We start from the raw sequence: 16,620 nt of genomic DNA on the forward strand, positions 1-16,620 counted from the left end.
GAACGATGATTGAGGGTACCTGCGCAGCAGGCCAGCGATACGTGCGCAAGCGCGGATTGTTAAGGCCCACGCTTATGGGCCTTAACTCGGTTGAGGTGGCGGAAATGAATTGAGCACTGAACGATTATCAACCGAAATAATGATCCGATCTACTCTAACAACCAAATCCGAGCACCGAATCACCAAATCACCAAATCACCAAATCAACCAAAATAATGAACCGGATCACTTACCACCAGGACTAGTGACTAAAACCCCTTCATCAACCCCACCACACCCTGAACATAGCCATCCAACGTCTCCTCCTCCATCTCATTTGCCCCCTGCACCAAAAACGGTGGTAAATAATCCATTCCGGTTAGGTTCGCCATGGCATGGAAGGGCAATAACAGATCTAACGCCGGATAACGGTTATATCCCTGTGGCGTATAATCCTGAGCCTTCCCTCCAGTGGAGACCACCAACCGCAACGGCTTACCCTGTAGCTTATTGCCACCACTGCCGTAGGCAAAACCATGGGTTAATACCGCATCCTGCCATTCACTTAAAATAGCCGGTGAGCTGTACCAGTAAAACGGAAACATCATCACAATCACATCATGTGACTTCAACAACTCCTGTTCCCGCGCCACATCTATCTGAAAATCAGGGTATTCACGCATCAATTCATGCACCGTGACATTCGCTAATGGGCGGATGGCCTCTATCAACCGACGGTTAATACGAGACTCATCCGGGTGACGATGGGATGTTAAGACTAAAATAGCGGGCATAGCACTTCTCCAACCAGTTTGATAAACCTATTTTTTCATTTTCCGGCTGGTCGGTGTAGGCTGCTATCAGTCACATTAATTTCAACTAAAGGTATCAACCACTATGTCGCTGCCTCTGGATATTCATCGTTTACTGCCCGCTTTTCTCACCGCAGCTCAGAGTGACAACTTCTCCACCGCAGCCAGGCAGCTAGGTATCACACCTGCTGCGGTCAGCAAGAATATTCGTGTACTGGAAGAAAAACTGGCGCTACGTCTGTTTCAGCGCAATACCCACAGCGTGGTGCTAACGGATGAAGGCAAAACATTATTGGCACGAGTGGCACCACTGTGGCAGGCACTTTCCAACACTCTGGATACGGTACGTAATGATGAGCAACAACCCAGTGGTACGGTGCGGGTCAGTGTCATTCCCGGCTTTGGCCGCCAACTGTTGATGCCACTTATTCCAAAATTTATGGCGCGTTATCCGCAGATTGATTTGGATCTTTCACTGGAGGCCAGAGTGGTGAATTTGGTCGGAGAAGGATTTGATGTCGGCATCGGCACTCGCATCGATCCCGATAGCCGCTTGATTGCTCGTCAGTTTTACCCAATGCAAATGCTGCTGGCGGCATCCCCTGCTTATCTGGCCCGCAATGGTTCACCCGCCAACCCACAGGATCTCTATCAACATCAGTGTTTAATACACCGTAATCCATCAAATGGCCGGAGAGTAAAATGGCAATTGCAGCAGAATAATGAGGTTCAATCCTTAGAGTTATCAGGTCGTTTGATCTCTTCCCAGCCGGATATGCTGCTACATGCCGCATTAGCGGATATGGGGATCACCTATGTGGCACAGTGGCATGCAGCGCCACACTTTGCCGATGGCAGCCTTATGCCGGTATTGGTGAGTTACTGGCCCGCCCCGACCCCAGTATGGCTTTATTATGCTTCTGCCGATTTACCACCCAGAGTCCGTGTTTGGGTTGATTTCCTGTTAAAACATTTCGGCCCACATCACGCTTTATCCGCACAATAAGTCACATAAAAATATCGTTTTTGTGACGCACTGAGCAGGGAATAGACCTAACGTCGATTTCCTTGTTCTAAGTCAAATTAGTTGACTGTCACTTCTGCCATTACCCATATATAGTGGTTGTAGGAATTCAAACATCTATATGTAGTAGTTATCCACAAAACCATCCACACCTCCCTCGCAGCCCTTACCCGCTGCGGCTTGCCTTGTGGATAAGATTTCTTGTAGATAATTATTACCGGCTACAGGAGCAGGCATTGTGAAAACAGTAGTGATTAAACGGGACGGTTGTCAGGTACCTTTTGATGAGGTGCGGATCAAGGAAGCCGTCGAGCGCGCAGCCTTGGCTGTTGACGTTGTGGACGCAGATTATTGTGCAACTGTTGCCCGTGTGGTCGCTCAGACGATGGAAAACCAGCCTAAAGTTGATATCCGCGACATCCAAACTGCGGTAGAAAACCAACTGATGGCCGGTCAATACAAGCAGTTAGCCCGCGCCTATATTGAATATCGCCATGACCGGGATATCTCGCGGGAGCTGCGTGGTCGCCTGAATCAGGAAATCCGTGGATTGGTTGAGCAAAGTAACAAAGCGCTGCTTAACGAAAATGCCAATAAAGATAGTAAAGTGATCCCCACCCAGCGCGATCTGCTGGCCGGTATTGTGGCGAAACACTACGCCAAACAGCATATCTTGCCACGGGATGTGGTGTTAGCGCATGAACGTGGTGAAATCCACTATCACGATTTGGATTACGCGCCCTTCTTCCCAATGTTCAACTGTATGTTGATTGATCTCGATGGCATGCTAACCCAAGGCTTTAAAATGGGTAATGCGGAAATTGAACCACCGAAATCCATTTCTACCGCCACCGCAGTGACCGCACAGATTATCGCGCAGGTTGCCAGCCATATCTATGGTGGTACAACCATTAACCGTATCGATGAAATTCTGGCCCCGTTTGTCACTGAAAGTTTTAACAAACATAAATCTGTGGCTCAAGAGTGGCAAATTCCTGATGCCGCCGGTTATGCCATGTCGCGCACCGAGAAAGAGTGTTACGACGCCTTCCAGTCGCTGGAATATGAAGTTAACACCCTCCACACCGCCAATGGTCAGACCCCCTTTGTCACTTTCGGTTTTGGCTTAGGCACCAGTTGGCAATCGCGCATGATCCAGCAGGCCATTCTGCGTAACCGTATTGCCGGTTTGGGCAAAAATCGCAAAACCGCGGTATTCCCGAAACTGGTGTTTGCTATCCGTGACGGTCTTAATCACAAGTTTGGCGATGCCAATTACGATATCAAACAGCTGGCGCTGGAGTGTGCGACTAAACGCATGTACCCGGACATTCTAAATTACGACCAAGTAGTAAAAGTAACCGGTTCCTTTAAAACACCAATGGGTTGCCGCAGCTTCCTCGGAGTGTATGAAGAAGAGGGTAAACAGATCCACGATGGCCGTAATAACCTCGGGGTTATCAGTCTCAACCTGCCACGTATTGCGCTGGAAGCCAAAGGCGATGAAGCCCAGTTCTGGCAATTACTGGATGAACGCCTGCTGTTAGCCAAGAAAGCCCTGATGACCCGTATTGCCCGTCTGGAAGGGATTAAAGCCCGTGTGGCTCCGATTCTGTATATGGAAGGGGCTTGCGGCGTGCGCTTACAAGCCGACGACAACGTTTCTGAGATCTTTAAAAATGGCCGTGCATCCATCTCGCTGGGCTTTATCGGTATCCATGAAACGGTTAATGCGCTGTTTGGCCATCAGACCCATGTCTTTGATGACGAAAAATTGCGTGAAAAGGGCGTGGCTATCGTCGAACGGATGAGACAAGCAACAGACACCTGGAAAGATGAAACCGGCTACGCCTTCAGCTTGTACAGCACACCAAGTGAAAACCTGTGTGACCGTTTCTGCCGCCTTGATACCGCTGAATTTGGTGTGGTGGACGGCGTCACCGACAAAGGCTATTACACCAACAGCTTCCATCTGGATGTTGAGAAGAAAGTTAACCCATACGACAAACTGGACTTCGAAGCACCTTACCCACCATTGGCGAACGGTGGCTTCATTTGTTACGGCGAATACCCTAACTTGCAGCACAACCTCAGAGCGTTGGAAGATGTCTGGGACTACAGCTACAGTCGGGTGCCTTATTACGGTACTAACACGCCAATTGATGAGTGCTACGAATGTGGCTTCACCGGTGAATTCTCTTGTACCAGTAAAGGTTTTACCTGCCCGAAATGTGGCAATCATGAGCCATCGAAAGTCTCGGTAACCCGCAGAGTATGTGGCTATCTGGGGAGCCCGGATGCACGACCATTCAATGCCGGTAAGCAAGAAGAAGTGAAGCGGCGCGTGAAACATCTGGCGAACGGACAACTGGGCTAACCACTTAATACGATATTACCCAAAGTAATTGGAGTTGCAGGTAGCCGGCAAGCGAACTCATCCCGATGAACTTACATAGTAGTCAAGTGATTCGGGTTTGCGAACTCAGCCAACCCCCCCGCAGCGCCAAGTACAAAGGGAGGCACTGATTATAAATTACCATCAATACTACCCGGTCGATGTCATCAACGGCCCCGGCACCCGCTGCACGCTGTTCGTCTCTGGCTGCATGCACGAGTGTGTGGGTTGTTATAACAAAAGTACCTGGCGACTGAATTCGGGTAAGCCATTTACTCGTGAACTAGAGGATCAGATAGTGGCTGATCTCAATGACGCCCGCATCCATCGGCAAGGGTTATCCCTCTCCGGCGGTGATCCACTGCACCCGCAAAACCTGTCTGCGATACTGCAACTGGTTAAGCGAGTGCGTAATGAGTGCGATAGCAAAGATATTTGGGTCTGGACGGGCTACACCCTGGCTGAACTGACCGACGAACAACAGCAAGTGGTTGATCTGATCAACGTGTTGGTTGACGGCAAATTCGTGCAAGATCTAAAAGATCCCTCGCTTATCTGGCGTGGCAGCGGTAATCAGGTTATCCATCACCTGCGTTAATTGGCAAAATTATAGGTCAAAGTAGCATTAAACCGCCAATCACGGCGTGTGCTATCACTGGGGAGGTCGCCAATCGGCCTCGCCCCTTCCAATGACAGTGAATAGTGTTTGTTGTCACCAAAGGTCACCCCAACGGCATATGAAGCCAGCTTCTTCGCGGGGAAAATGGCAGAGTTGTACCACGTGTGGGCTGTATCCAAAACCACATAAGGTTGGACCGTCTTCAACCAGTTGCCCTGTTCCCGGTTATGCAGATAGCGCATTTCTACCTGCCCGCCATAACCATAATCCCCGGTTGCGTCACTGTCTGGATAACCACGGCCGAAGCGCAGTCCGCCAAAAGTGACATGCTCGGCCTCGGGTAAATCATTGTCCGACCAATCCCCTTCTGCCGAGGCACTCAAGCGCCATTTCTCGTCCATCAGATATGCCCCGTCACCGGTGAGTTTCCAGCGGGTAAAGCCCAAGTCGCCCCACGGTACCGAACTGGATGCCAGAGCACCATTGATCCCTTTGCGCACACTGGCGCGGGTGCTCCAATAAGATTGGGTATATTCCTGATAACCCGCCAGTGCTAATTCAGCCGCCGGATAACGCATTCGCTGATTCTGCTCTTCTAAATCCAGCAAATAATTATTAACAGTATTAAATCGGGCGCGAGTTTTTAAATTGTAACTTTTCTCCAGATAATCTACGCCACCACTCAGGGTCCATTGCCGCTTGCGTGTTAATTGCAATGGATAACTCAATACCACACCACCGGTATATTGCGTCTGCTCGGAACGCGTTGATAAGGTAATATCTTGCGGATACAATGTCAGTACATCGGTATAGTCTTTGGGAACCTGCTTATAATAGCTGCCACGGGTTTGTAGTAATAATCCATTGCTCCCTAGATATTGTTGATAGTTTAAACCAAGATATTGGTCGCGATTTTTACTGTCGAGCGGTAATAACGTCGCCACACCAAATTGTTCGGCATAGGGTGTAAATCCACTTAAGGTTGCATTAAGTACACCACTGTATACTCCTTTGCGACTATCCAGCGCAGTACTAACATTCCAGTTACGTGGATGTTCGGCTTTAACGTCCAGTAGTGTCGCGCCATAAATATTATCCGGGTTTTTAGCCGTGGCAATGATTTTGGTATCCGGGGTCCGGCTCATCAAAATATTGTAGCGTTCAAAGGTGTCCTGCGTCAGTGGCTTCTCTGCCATGATGCGCTGTGATAGCTTGGTTAGCCAGCGGCCTATCGCAACATTTTCACTTTGAATCCGCGTATTGGCAATGTAACCCTCAACCAAGCCTATTTTTACCGTGCCATTAATAAAGTTATCTGAGGGTAAATAAGCATAAGAGAGAATATAACCGTCTTGCTGATATAATGTAGTAATAGATTGAGTTGCCACCAATAAATTCTTTAACGGTACTTTTTTACCAATATAACCGTTGAACGGTTCACGAAGTAACTTAAGATCATAACGTGTACCGCCAATAAATTGAATATGCTGCACATCAATTAAGGTTTCAAGTGTTAACTTAGCATTGGGAGCAGACACTGAAATAGCAGGTGGTACTGTTCGTGTGGTTTGGGGCTTAGCAATGTCACGTGATATTCTGGACGGATTATTCTGATCAATCAACATGGGAACCGTATTGGCCCATGCACTATATTGCCATATACCACCAGTGCCAAATAACAATAACAGCCACACTCTATTATTCATAGAATATTTCCTTATGCGCACATTAAATTATAATTTTAATAGCCTATTTTTATTATCGTCAGACAGCGAGGCTCTCCCCAGAGAGTAAGGGAGAGCAAATCTCATTATATTTTTAATTGGTTTTTGGTTTTAATATTCCGCCCAAGCCTCCCCCCGCACTGGCATTTGCGTTAGCGGAGACGCCCGCAGTCAACCCACCGGTAATGCCACCAACGGTGTTAGTCACACCTGCCAGCAACCCGCTATTACTGCCACCGGTGCTGGGAGTCAAGGTCGTGGTAACGCCCGCCAATAAGCCATTCGAACCGCCAGTTGACGCAGGAGGAGTGACCAGACCACCGGCCCTCTCAACTGCCTGCCCGGTGCCTTGTAATACCTGGCCCACGCCCGCTAAGGTTGGCACACTCGTACCCACTTGTGTCCCCGTCGCCGCAACGGTGCCGCCGACCGCGGTCAATAAGTTATTAACCGGCGCGCCAATCCCCGTGGTTCCACCTACGGTTTGCGTAATGTCTTGTACCTGACCCACCACCGGCGTCACTATGCCGGTCGCTGCGGTCGTCAACTTACTGGTGGTACCGGTTTGCAGGTCTTGCGCCAGCCCATTACCAATGGACGTTACCGCACCACCGGTCTTATCCACCAGCCCACCTGCCGTACTAGTAACACCGCCCAATGGTGTATTAGCAGCGATACCTGAGACCGTGCCTCCCAATCCTGAAACACCAGTACCGACATCAGCGACAGCTTTCGGTACACTGGCGGCTGTCGTGCCTAAAGCATTAGGATTATTTCCTAATTGGCCGACGCCATTCTGTAATCCGGTCCCAACCTCACTGACTGCATTACCTGCACTGTCAACCACGGTGACCAAACCACCACCGACGATTGGCAAGCTGCCGACAGGTGTTTGGCTGACAACATCACTGACCGTATTGCCGACACCATCTACGGCGGTACCGACACCACTAACCACATTCCCGACCGCGGAATTATTCGCGGTTGTCCCACCACCGTTATCTGTTCCTCCGCCCGTTCCGCCGCCAGAGCCGCCACCAGAGCCAGTGCCACCATTACCATCGCCGCCACTGCCATCACTACCAGAACCAGTTCCACCGGCGGCCTGACCCGTATTATTCTTCGCAGTATTGTGAGAACCACCACCACTTCCACTACATGCCGCAAGTGAGCTGGCAAGCAATATTACCAAACTGATTGTGCTCAGACGGCTGATATTATTAGGGCTCATAGCATAACCCCCCAGAGAGAACGCCACAGCGGCGTGAAATAACTATAAGAGACACTTATGTTTCACTCAAGTTAAGGTAATGTTTATTTTTTGTTTTAAATGAAAATTTATCGGCTGGATATGTATCATTTTGATAATGCGATAAAACTTTTTCTTATAAAAATCTCTATTTTCTCAATAAAACCCGCACCGATAAACGCAAAAACTTCATCGTTCCGCCATCTCAGCTTAACCCTACTGTCATCAAAAACAGCCAGCATAGCGGTGAGATCACTTACCGGTTATCACTATGACTATCCGCCATCTGCTCGTCCGTTTTGCTACTTCTGTTGCTTCGCTGCGGCTAGAAACGGCCATGAGGGGGATAGCACTGAGAGGGTATATCTACCATGCACTTATCTAGACCACCGACCAGCTACCCCACCCGCTATCAACAAATTGCGGCCCAATTAGAACAGGAATTGCGTGGTGCCTATCGTTGTGGCGATTACCTGCCTTCTGAACAACAACTGGCTGATCGCTATCAAGTTAATCGCCATACCTTGCGTCGGGCAGTGGATGAACTGGTTGAACGTGGCTGGCTACAACGCCGCCAGGGCATCGGCACGCTGGTATTAATGCGCCCGTATGACTATCCACTGCATGCTAATGCTCGCTTTAGCCAGAACTTGCTGGATCAAGGTAGTGACCCCACCAGTGAGCGCTTACTCGCAGTCTTGCGCCCGTGTATAGAGCATGTAGCCAAAGCGCTCTCACTGGCAGAAGGCACCACCGTGATCCATTTACGTACTCTGCGGCGGGTTAATGGCGTACCAGTCTGTGTTATCGATCACTACCTGCCAGACCTGCGCTGGTGGCCTGCTTTACAACAATTCAACTCCGGTTCATTGCATCAATTCATCACCCAGCATTTACAACAACCACTGAGTCGTAGCCAAACCCGCATCAGCGCACGTCGTGCGCAGGCAAAAGAGAGCCGCTTACTCGAGATTGCGACTCATGCGCCGCTGCTCTGTGTGCGAACCTTAAATATCTGTGTTGATAGCCAGCAGGTGGCGGAATACTCCGTCAGCCTGACGCGGGCCGACATGATTGAATTGACGATGGAGCACTGAATGGAAACTCGCCATACCACTCGGCAAAACTGGATGTCGGTGTTAGCCCACTGCCAGCCAGCAGAGTTGCTCGCTCACTGGCAAGCCTTGAATTTATCACCGGAATATCAGGTGATCCGCGCCCCAGAGATAGGTTTAAACCAATTACAGGCCCGGATGGGGGCTACTGGTCGCCGTTTTATCCTTGGTGATATGACCATAACGCGTGCCGTTATCAAGCTTAACGACAGCACGGATATTTATGGTTACAGCTACATTGCCGGGCGTAATAAGCCTCATGCCGAGCTGTGCGCCGTGCTGGATGCCTTGTTACAACTCTCCACCGTCAAGGGTAAACCCGCCGGGTTGAATGAATTATTGCTGAAAACCGTGATTCACCCACTGGCCGCAATACAACAAGAACAGCGGCAATTACGCGCTGATGCTATCACCGCCAGTAAGGTTGATTTCTTCACCTTGGTGCGGGGAGAGGACTGATGAACTTATTAACTCATTTTGAGCATCCGGTGGATGATGCGCAGCACACTTTTCGTCGTATTCTCAAAGCGTTGAGTGAACCGGGCGTGCTGGTAACACTGCCCCATGCTACCGGCTGGCAACCACTGAACCCAGCAACCACCAGTGTTTTGCTCACGCTGGCCGACCAAGAGACGCCACTCTATCTCGACGCAGCACTTAATAGTGACAGCGTGCAACACAATGTGCGTTTTCATACCGGTGCGCCCCTAACGACATGCGGTGATAAATCCTCTTTTTCATTATTTAATAATGAGATAACAGCAGAGCAACTCGCCACCTGCCCGGCAGGTAATGAACTGTCACCGGAACAATCCACTACGGTGGTGATTCAGACCGACAGCCTACACCACGGCATGCCATTACGGTTACGCGGGCCAGGTATTGAACACAGCCGCACTGTTGCACCACACCTGCCCGCCACCGTCTTGAATTATCTGCTTAACCGCCCTGCTGCATTTCCGGCTGGCATCGATTTTCTGTTTACCTGTGGCGAGAACCTGATGGCAATCCCACGAACCACCCATGTGGAGGTGTGCTGATGTACGTTGCAGTCAAAGGGGGCGAAAAAGCGATTGCAGCAGCCCATCAATTGCTGGAACAGCAACGGCGTGGCGACAGCCAGATCCCGGCAGTCGATTGCGAGCAAATTGAACAACAACTCGGTCTGGCGGTTGATCGGGTGATGACCGAAGGGGGCATCTATGATCGCGAGCTGGCCGCACTGGCAATTAAACAAGCCAGTGGTGACTTGGTGGAAGCCATTTTCCTACTACGCGCTTACCGCACAACCTTACCCCGTTTGGCTGTCAGTCAACCGCTAGCAAGCGAGCATATGCGGCTAGAGCGTCGTATTTCAGCCATTTACAAAGACTTGCCTGGCGGGCAAGTGCTCGGTCCAACCTATGATTACACCCACCGGCTGCTGGATTTTACCCTGCTGGCCGCAGGCGATGCACCGCAAGCGCGCAACGATGGCGAAACATTATCCGATGACTTATTACGCAATAACTGTGCCCATGTGTTTGATTTATTAGTTCAAGAGCAGCTTGCCCTGACAGAGCAAGATGACGGTACTCCGCCGGAAGATATCACCCGCAATCCCCCCGTTTATCCCTGCAATCGCTCGGCCAGGCTGCAACAATTGGTCCGTGGTGACGAAGGCTTTCTGCTGGCGCTGAGCTATTCCACGCAACGTGGTTATGGCCGCACCCATCCCTTTGCCGCCGAGATCCGCACCGGTCACCTGACCGTTTCAATTCAGCCTGAAGAACTTGGATTTGCTATTGATATCGGCGAAATCTTACTGACCGAATGCGAGATGGTGAATGGCTTTGTCAACCCGGAATCAGAACCTCCGCACTTTACACGTGGTTATGGTCTGGTGTTTGGCCGTGGTGAGCGCAAAGCGATGTCGATGGCGCTGATGGATAGAGCCTTACAAAGCCGCGAATATGACGAAAAGGTCACCAGCCCGGCGCAGGATGAAGAATTCGTGCTCTCCCATGCCGATAATGTCGAAGCCGCGGGGTTTGTTTCTCATCTTAAACTGCCGCATTACGTAGATTTTCAAGCGGAACTGGAATTGCTAAAACACCTGCGTCGTGAGCACTTACTCGCCTCGCAACAGCCATCCTCTCAAGAACAGGAACCACGCCATGACTGAGGTTCTCACCGGTTATAATCTGGGATACCTGGATGAGCAAACCAAACGGACTTTACGCCGCGCGCTGCTAAAAGCAGTGGCGATCCCCGGTTATCAAGTGCCGTTCGGCGGGCGGGAAATGCCGATGCCTTATGGTTGGGGCACCGGTGGCATTCAATTGACCGCCAGCCTGATTGGCCGCAAAGATGTATTAAAAGTGATCGACCAAGGGGCAGATGACACCACCAATGCTGTCTCTATCCGCCGTTTTTTTCAGCGCGTCAGCGGGGTGACGACCACCGAAAGCACTGTCGATGCCAGCTTGATCCAAACCCGGCATCGCATTCCTGAAACACCACTGAGCGAAGATCAGATCCTTATCTATCAGGTGCCGATCCCAGAGCCACTGCGCTTTATCGAACCACGCGAAACCGAAACGCGCAAAATGCATGCGCTGGAAGAATACGGCGTGATGCAGGTAAAACTGTATGAAGATATCGCCCGCTACGGCCATATCGCCACCACCTACGCCTATCCGGTCAAAGTGAACGATCGCTACGTGATGGACCCTTCACCGATCCCAAAATTTGATAACCCCAAAATGCACATGATGCCCGCGCTGCAACTGTTCGGGGCCGGTCGCGAGAAGCGGTTATATGCCCTGCCTCCCTTTACCAAGGTGGAAAGTCTGGATTTCGACGATCACCCATTTACCGTGCAGCAATGGGATGAACCCTGTGCCTTGTGCGGCTCGCGCCACAGCTATCTTGATGAAGTGGTGATGGACGATCAGGGCAGCCGAATGTTTGTCTGTTCTGATACTGATTTTTGCCAGCAGCAACTGGCGGCACAAGAGGTAAATATTCAATGATTTCCGAACAGGTTATTTCATCATCCGCAGCCGCTCACCCACTGCTATCAGTGGAGAATCTCACACACTTGTATGCGCCAGGTAAGGGGTTTAGCAACGTCTCTTTCCAGCTCTATCCCGGTGAAGTATTGGGAATTGTCGGTGAATCCGGCTCTGGCAAAACCACCTTATTAAAATCGATTTCTGCCCGGTTGCCGCCACAGCATGGGCAGGTTATTTACCACTCTGGTGCCCAGCAACCAGTTGATTTATATCAGATGGCTGAAAGTCAGCGCCGCTGTTTACTGCGCACCGAATGGGGGGTGGTCCATCAGCATCCACTGGATGGTTTGCGCCCACAGGTTTCCGCCGGTGGCAATATCGGCGAGCGTCTAATGGCTATTGGCCAGCGCCATTACGGCGACATCCGCCAACAAGCAGGGCGCTGGCTGGAGGATGTCGAGATCCCACTATCACGCTTGGATGACTTACCCACTACCTTCTCCGGCGGCATGCAACAACGTCTGCAAATTGCCCGCAATCTGGTGACCCACCCCAAGCTGGTATTTATGGACGAACCGACGGGTGGCCTGGATGTATCAGTACAAGCGCGACTACTGGATTTACTGCGCAATCTGGTGGTGGAAATGCAACTGGCAGTGGTGATTGTCACTCATGATCTCGGTGTGGCCCGGCTATTGGCACACCGGTTGCTGGTGATGAAGGAGGGTCAGGTTATCGAAAGCGGCCTGACCGATCGAGTGCTAGACGATCCCCATCATCCCTACACCCAACTATTGGTTTCATCGGTGCTGCAAAACTGACTGTTTTGTCTGTTAACCCGTGAATAGATTAACGAGAGCTCACTATGAATCACCAGCAACGGCCTATCAATCACCCACAACTGAGAGTTGAAAATCTCAGTAAAACCTTCGTACTACACCACCAGCATGGTATTCGCTTACCGGTATTGCATCAAACCTCACTGGAAGTGAGTAGCGGTGAATGTGTGGTATTACACGGCCATTCCGGCAGCGGTAAATCTACTCTGCTACGCTCTTTATATGCCAACTATCTGCCAGACAGCGGGCATATCTGGGTCAAGCATCAGGGGGAATGGCTCGACATTGTGGCAGCACCAGCGCGACAAATTATGGAGGTACGCCGTCATACCGTGGGTTGGGTCAGCCAATTTTTGCGGGTGATCCCACGGATCAGTGCATTAAATGTGGTGATGCAACCGCTACTGGAGCTTGGCGTTGAACGCCATATATGCCAACAGCGCGCGCAGGATCTCCTGACTCGCCTCAATGTTCCACCACGCTTATGGGATCTGGCCCCCTCGACCTTTTCCGGCGGCGAGCAGCAGCGGGTCAATATCGCCCGTGGTTTTATCAAAGATTACCCCATATTGCTGCTTGATGAGCCAACGGCATCGCTCGACAGCACCAATAGCGCGGCAGTCGTTAGCCTGATTGATGAAGCTAAACAGCGAGGGGCCGCCATCATTGGAATTTTCCACGATGAGGCCGTACGTAACCATGTCAGTGATCGCTTACTGGTCATGACGCCCTTTCCCGCCGATGCCAGTCCGGAGATACCCGCATGATCCTCAATAACATCAACCTTATTCTGGAAGATCAGGTGGTCAACGGATCGCTCGAAATCAAAAACGGGGTTATCCACAATTACAGTGATCGCCCAACCCAACTCTCTGCCGCCTTAGATGGACAACATGGCTGGCTGTTGCCGGGATTGATCGAGCTGCATACCGATAATCTGGACAAGTTTTTTACCCCACGCCCCAACGTTGATTGGCCAGCTCATTCGGCGATGAGCAGCCATGATGCGCTGATGGTTGCCAGTGGGATCACCACCGTGTTGGACGCAGTGGCGATTGGCGATGTGCGCGATGGCGGGCATCGTCTGGATAATCTGCAAAAAATGATTAATGCGGTGGTGGATAGTCAGCGGGCGGGACTGAACCGGGCAGAACACCGGATTCATTTACGTTGTGAATTACCTCATGAAAGTACTCTACCGCTGTTTGAAGAACTGATGATGCAGCCTGAACTGTCATTGGTATCGCTGATGGATCACTCACCAGGCCAGCGTCAATTCGCCTCCCGGGCAAAATATCGTGAGTATTATCAGGGCAAATACCATCTTAATGATCAACAAATGGCAGAGTTTGAGGAAGAGCAAATCACCCTGTCAGCGCGCTGGTCAGCGCCGAATCGAACAGCGATCGCCGATCACTGCTCTCAGCGGGGCATTGCCCTCGCCAGTCACGATGATGCCACGGCGGAACATGTGGCACAATCACAAGCACTGGGCAGTGTGATTGCTGAATTTCCCACCACGGAGGTGGCGGCCAGAGCGTCACATCAGCATGGTTTACAAGTATTGATGGGCGCGCCAAATATCGTCCGTGGCGGCTCCCATTCAGGCAATGTTGCAGCACACCAACTGGCCGCTATTGGAGTACTGGATATTTTATCGTCTGACTATTACCCAGCCAGCTTGCTGGATGCGGCCTTTCGTATCGCACACGATGCAACCAATAGCTTCACCTTACCGCAAGCGGTTAATTTGGTAACACGTAATCCTGCCAACGCCTTGGGACTACAGGATCGTGGTGTTATTGCCGAAGGTAAACGGGCTGATTTGATACTGGCACGCGCTCATGACAGTGCGCAAAGTAAACATGTTTACGTGCAAAACGTCTGGCGTCAGGGAATACAGGTGTTCTGATGGGGCGCTTAATCTATCTGATGGGGGCATCAGGGGCCGGAAAAGATTGTCTGCTGTCGGCGCTGCGGGCAGCCAATCCGGCAAATATTATCGTGGCACATCGTTATATCACCCGCCAGGCCAATGCCGGGGCGGAAAACCATGTTGCGCTAAGTGAACAGGAGTTTTTACTGCGGGCGGCCCAAGGATTATTCGCGCTGTACTGGCAAGCGCATCAGTATCGCTATGGGATAGGTATTGAGATTGATATCTGGCTACAACACGGGTTAGATGTGGTGGTTAATGGCTCCAGAGCTTATCTGCCAGAGGCACAACAGCGCTATTCCGACCAACTTTTGCCGCTCTGTCTGACGGTTTCTCCGGCTATTTTAGCGCAACGATTGCAACAACGTGGCCGAGAGAACAGTGAACAGATCAATGCACGATTACAACGGGCGCAACACTATCAGCAACAGCTACCGGTTAACTGTTTGCAACTGTCTAATGATGGTGAGCTGCACCACACACTGGGGCAGTTACAACAATTACTGCTAGCTCCCCTAACCAGTAAAGAAATGGGGGATAAAAAATGGAACTGACACTGTTAGGCACCGGTTGCGCCCAGCAGGTGCCGGTATTTGGTTGTGACTGCGTGATTTGTGCTAAAGCCAGAGTGCAGCCCGCATTGGGCCGTAAACCTTGCAGTGCCATGCTGCGATATCAGGGGGAAACCACCTTGATTGATGCCGGATTGCCGACACTGGATCAGCAGTTTACTGCGGGGGAAATTCAGCGTTTTTTGCTTACACATTACCACATGGATCATGTTCAGGGGTTATTTCCGTTACGTTGGGGATGCGGAAATTCGATCCCGATCTACGGACCGCCGGATCCAGACGGCTGTGACGACCTGTTCAAACATCCTGGAATTCTGCATTTTCAGCCGCCGATGGCCGCATTCCAGACCCTCCATTTTGGTGACTTACGGGTCACACCGGTGCCGCTAACCCATTCCAAAATAACCTTCGGCTATTTATTGCAAAGCCCCAGCCGGACCATCGCCTATTTAACCGATACCGTCGGGCTACCCGCTGATAGTGCGCTATTTCTGACCAGCAAAAATATCGATCTGCTGGTGCTGGATTGCAGCCACCCGCCGCAGACGCCGCCGCCACGCAATCACAATGATGTAACCATCGCGTTAGCCATTAAGGATTTGCTAATGCCACAACAGACGTTGCTGACCCATGCCAGCCACCAACTTGATCGATGGTTGCTTGACCACCCATTACCGGCAGAGGTGGCAATCGCCCATGATAATCAGACGATTACCCTATTATGATCAACGCTGCTGCATCTGAGCGGAGGTTAAGATTGTCACGCCCTCTTTCGGCGGCGCAAAAGCCTGATCCAGCATCGCCTGTGCGACATCTTTGCCTTTAATCAAGCGCCACTTATCCGGCAATAAGGCAAACAGAGGTGCACTTAGGCTCTCCATCAAGCGGGGCTTGTCGCGCTGACCTGCCAGCATTGAGGGCCGGGCAAAAGTAAGTTGTGGCCAGCCCTGAGCCTGTAAGTCACGCTCGGCCTCACCTTTGGTGCGGTTATAAAACACCCATGAGTTGGCATTAGCCCCCATCGCGCTTACCAATAGAAAATGCCGTGCGCCCAGCCGCAAGCCGGTTTCACCAGCGGCCAATACCAACCGATAATCCACCAAACGAAATGCCGCCTGGCTGCCAGCTTGCTTACGGGTGGTCCCCAAACAGCAAAAAACCAACTCCACCGGTTGATCCAAGGTTTTCAGCAACTCGCCGATATTTTCACCCTGCGGATTAATCAGTTTATTTATGGCTGGCAAGGGTTTACGGCTAGGTGCAATGATGGATGTCACTCTGGCATCCAAACGTAACAGGCGCAGTAATTCGCCCCCCACCAGGCCACTTGCGCCCAGTAATAATACCTTCGCCATCTGAC

Annotated in this window: 17 protein-coding genes; 13 read left to right on the forward strand and 4 right to left on the reverse strand. The window is 51.1% G+C overall.

Going from position 1 to position 16,620, the window contains the following annotated elements:
- Nucleotides 1-248: 248 nt before the first annotated feature.
- Nucleotides 249-773: an NAD(P)H-dependent oxidoreductase gene (locus V1955_RS19440; protein WP_083160840.1), complete on the reverse strand. Its 525-nt coding sequence runs from the start codon at nucleotides 771-773 to the stop codon at nucleotides 249-251.
- Between the two features lie 103 nt (nucleotides 774-876).
- Here V1955_RS19440 and V1955_RS19445 point away from each other — a divergent pair, with 103 nt between their 5' ends.
- The 3 genes from V1955_RS19445 (at nucleotide 877) to nrdG (ending at nucleotide 4,808) form a co-directional block, all read left to right on the forward strand.
- Entirely contained in the window at nucleotides 877-1,797 is a 921-nt protein-coding gene (locus V1955_RS19445) for a LysR family transcriptional regulator (protein ID WP_083160842.1), read from the forward strand.
- Between the two features lie 256 nt (nucleotides 1,798-2,053).
- Nucleotides 2,054-4,192, forward strand: a complete 2,139-nt coding sequence (nrdD, locus tag V1955_RS19450) for an anaerobic ribonucleoside-triphosphate reductase (protein WP_372568591.1) — start codon at nucleotides 2,054-2,056, stop codon at nucleotides 4,190-4,192.
- Nucleotides 4,193-4,343: 151 nt separating this feature from the next.
- Entirely contained in the window at nucleotides 4,344-4,808 is a 465-nt protein-coding gene (nrdG, locus tag V1955_RS19455; RefSeq protein WP_083163906.1) for an anaerobic ribonucleoside-triphosphate reductase-activating protein, read from the forward strand.
- On the opposite strand, the gene V1955_RS19460 is transcribed toward nrdG, so the two are convergent.
- Nucleotides 4,805-6,535, reverse strand: a complete 1,731-nt coding sequence (locus tag V1955_RS19460) for a ShlB/FhaC/HecB family hemolysin secretion/activation protein (RefSeq protein ID WP_442821304.1) — start codon at nucleotides 6,533-6,535, stop codon at nucleotides 4,805-4,807. The two genes, nrdG and V1955_RS19460, sit on opposite strands and share 4 nt — an antisense overlap.
- A 112-nt stretch (nucleotides 6,536-6,647) precedes the next feature.
- A complete protein-coding gene (locus V1955_RS19465) occupies nucleotides 6,648-7,784 on the reverse strand; it encodes a collagen-like triple helix repeat-containing protein (protein WP_442821305.1) in 1,137 nt (378 codons plus the stop codon).
- Between the two features lie 389 nt (nucleotides 7,785-8,173).
- Here V1955_RS19465 and phnF point away from each other — a divergent pair, with 389 nt between their 5' ends.
- The 10 genes from phnF to phnP all read left to right on the forward strand — a co-directional run bounded on the left by phnF (nucleotide 8,174) and on the right by phnP (nucleotide 15,985).
- Complete coding sequence (gene phnF, locus V1955_RS19470) at nucleotides 8,174-8,899, forward strand: phosphonate metabolism transcriptional regulator PhnF (protein ID WP_083160850.1); 726 nt, start codon at nucleotides 8,174-8,176, stop codon at nucleotides 8,897-8,899.
- Nucleotides 8,900-9,376 (forward strand): phosphonate C-P lyase system protein PhnG, encoded by a 477-nt coding sequence (phnG, locus tag V1955_RS19475; RefSeq protein WP_442821306.1) that lies wholly within the window; start codon nucleotides 8,900-8,902, stop codon nucleotides 9,374-9,376. It begins immediately after the preceding gene.
- Entirely contained in the window at nucleotides 9,376-9,957 is a 582-nt protein-coding gene (phnH, locus tag V1955_RS19480; RefSeq protein WP_083160854.1) for a phosphonate C-P lyase system protein PhnH, read from the forward strand. The genes phnG and phnH overlap by 1 nt, the downstream gene beginning before the upstream one ends.
- Nucleotides 9,957-11,081, forward strand: a complete 1,125-nt coding sequence (locus V1955_RS19485) for a carbon-phosphorus lyase complex subunit PhnI (protein WP_442821307.1) — start codon at nucleotides 9,957-9,959, stop codon at nucleotides 11,079-11,081. Before phnH ends, V1955_RS19485 begins: the two co-directional genes overlap by 1 nt.
- Complete coding sequence (locus V1955_RS19490; RefSeq protein WP_083160858.1) at nucleotides 11,074-11,931, forward strand: alpha-D-ribose 1-methylphosphonate 5-phosphate C-P-lyase PhnJ; 858 nt, start codon at nucleotides 11,074-11,076, stop codon at nucleotides 11,929-11,931. The genes V1955_RS19485 and V1955_RS19490 overlap by 8 nt, the downstream gene beginning before the upstream one ends.
- A complete protein-coding gene (gene phnK, locus V1955_RS19495; RefSeq protein ID WP_372568587.1) occupies nucleotides 11,928-12,734 on the forward strand; it encodes a phosphonate C-P lyase system protein PhnK in 807 nt (268 codons plus the stop codon). The genes V1955_RS19490 and phnK overlap by 4 nt, the downstream gene beginning before the upstream one ends.
- A gap of 65 nt (nucleotides 12,735-12,799) precedes the next feature.
- Nucleotides 12,800-13,519, forward strand: coding sequence for a phosphonate C-P lyase system protein PhnL (gene phnL / locus V1955_RS19500; RefSeq protein WP_005186537.1), 720 nt, complete (start codon nucleotides 12,800-12,802; stop codon nucleotides 13,517-13,519).
- Nucleotides 13,516-14,664: an alpha-D-ribose 1-methylphosphonate 5-triphosphate diphosphatase gene (gene phnM / locus V1955_RS19505; RefSeq protein ID WP_420072957.1), complete on the forward strand. Its 1,149-nt coding sequence runs from the start codon at nucleotides 13,516-13,518 to the stop codon at nucleotides 14,662-14,664. Before phnL ends, phnM begins: the two co-directional genes overlap by 4 nt.
- On the forward strand, nucleotides 14,664-15,242 hold the full coding sequence (phnN, locus tag V1955_RS19510) for a ribose 1,5-bisphosphokinase (protein ID WP_083160862.1): 579 nt from the start codon (nucleotides 14,664-14,666) through the stop codon (nucleotides 15,240-15,242). The genes phnM and phnN overlap by 1 nt, the downstream gene beginning before the upstream one ends.
- A complete protein-coding gene (gene phnP, locus V1955_RS19515) occupies nucleotides 15,233-15,985 on the forward strand; it encodes a phosphonate metabolism protein PhnP (protein ID WP_083160864.1) in 753 nt (250 codons plus the stop codon). Before phnN ends, phnP begins: the two co-directional genes overlap by 10 nt.
- Here phnP and V1955_RS19520 read toward each other — a convergent pair whose 3' ends face one another.
- Nucleotides 15,986-16,615: a hypothetical protein gene (locus V1955_RS19520; RefSeq protein WP_442821308.1), complete on the reverse strand. Its 630-nt coding sequence runs from the start codon at nucleotides 16,613-16,615 to the stop codon at nucleotides 15,986-15,988.
- Between the last annotated feature and the right edge of the window lie 5 nt (nucleotides 16,616-16,620).

Source organism: Yersinia sp. 2545 StPb PI, from assembly GCF_052217125.1.
Taxonomy (GTDB): Bacteria; Pseudomonadota; Gammaproteobacteria; order Enterobacterales; family Enterobacteriaceae; genus Yersinia; species Yersinia enterocolitica_E.

Excerpts from the sequence above, each read along its gene's own strand:
- V1955_RS19440 (WP_083160840.1), bottom strand. The coding sequence starts at position 773 with ATGCCCGCTATTTTAGTCTTAACATCCCATCGTCACCCGGATGAGTCT.
- V1955_RS19445 (WP_083160842.1), top strand. The coding sequence starts at position 877 with ATGTCGCTGCCTCTGGATATTCATCGTTTACTGCCCGCTTTTCTCACC.
- V1955_RS19460 (WP_442821304.1), bottom strand. The coding sequence starts at position 6,535 with ATGAATAATAGAGTGTGGCTGTTATTGTTATTTGGCACTGGTGGTATA.
- V1955_RS19465 (WP_442821305.1), bottom strand. The coding sequence starts at position 7,784 with ATGAGCCCTAATAATATCAGCCGTCTGAGCACAATCAGTTTGGTAATA.
- phnF (WP_083160850.1), top strand. The coding sequence starts at position 8,174 with ATGCACTTATCTAGACCACCGACCAGCTACCCCACCCGCTATCAACAA.
- phnG (WP_442821306.1), top strand. The coding sequence starts at position 8,900 with ATGGAAACTCGCCATACCACTCGGCAAAACTGGATGTCGGTGTTAGCC.
- phnH (WP_083160854.1), top strand. The coding sequence starts at position 9,376 with ATGAACTTATTAACTCATTTTGAGCATCCGGTGGATGATGCGCAGCAC.
- V1955_RS19485 (WP_442821307.1), top strand. The coding sequence starts at position 9,957 with ATGTACGTTGCAGTCAAAGGGGGCGAAAAAGCGATTGCAGCAGCCCAT.
- V1955_RS19490 (WP_083160858.1), top strand. The coding sequence starts at position 11,074 with ATGACTGAGGTTCTCACCGGTTATAATCTGGGATACCTGGATGAGCAA.
- phnK (WP_372568587.1), top strand. The coding sequence starts at position 11,928 with ATGATTTCCGAACAGGTTATTTCATCATCCGCAGCCGCTCACCCACTG.
- phnM (WP_420072957.1), top strand. The coding sequence starts at position 13,516 with ATGATCCTCAATAACATCAACCTTATTCTGGAAGATCAGGTGGTCAAC.
- phnN (WP_083160862.1), top strand. The coding sequence starts at position 14,664 with ATGGGGCGCTTAATCTATCTGATGGGGGCATCAGGGGCCGGAAAAGAT.
- phnP (WP_083160864.1), top strand. The coding sequence starts at position 15,233 with ATGGAACTGACACTGTTAGGCACCGGTTGCGCCCAGCAGGTGCCGGTA.
- V1955_RS19520 (WP_442821308.1), bottom strand. The coding sequence starts at position 16,615 with ATGGCGAAGGTATTATTACTGGGCGCAAGTGGCCTGGTGGGGGGCGAA.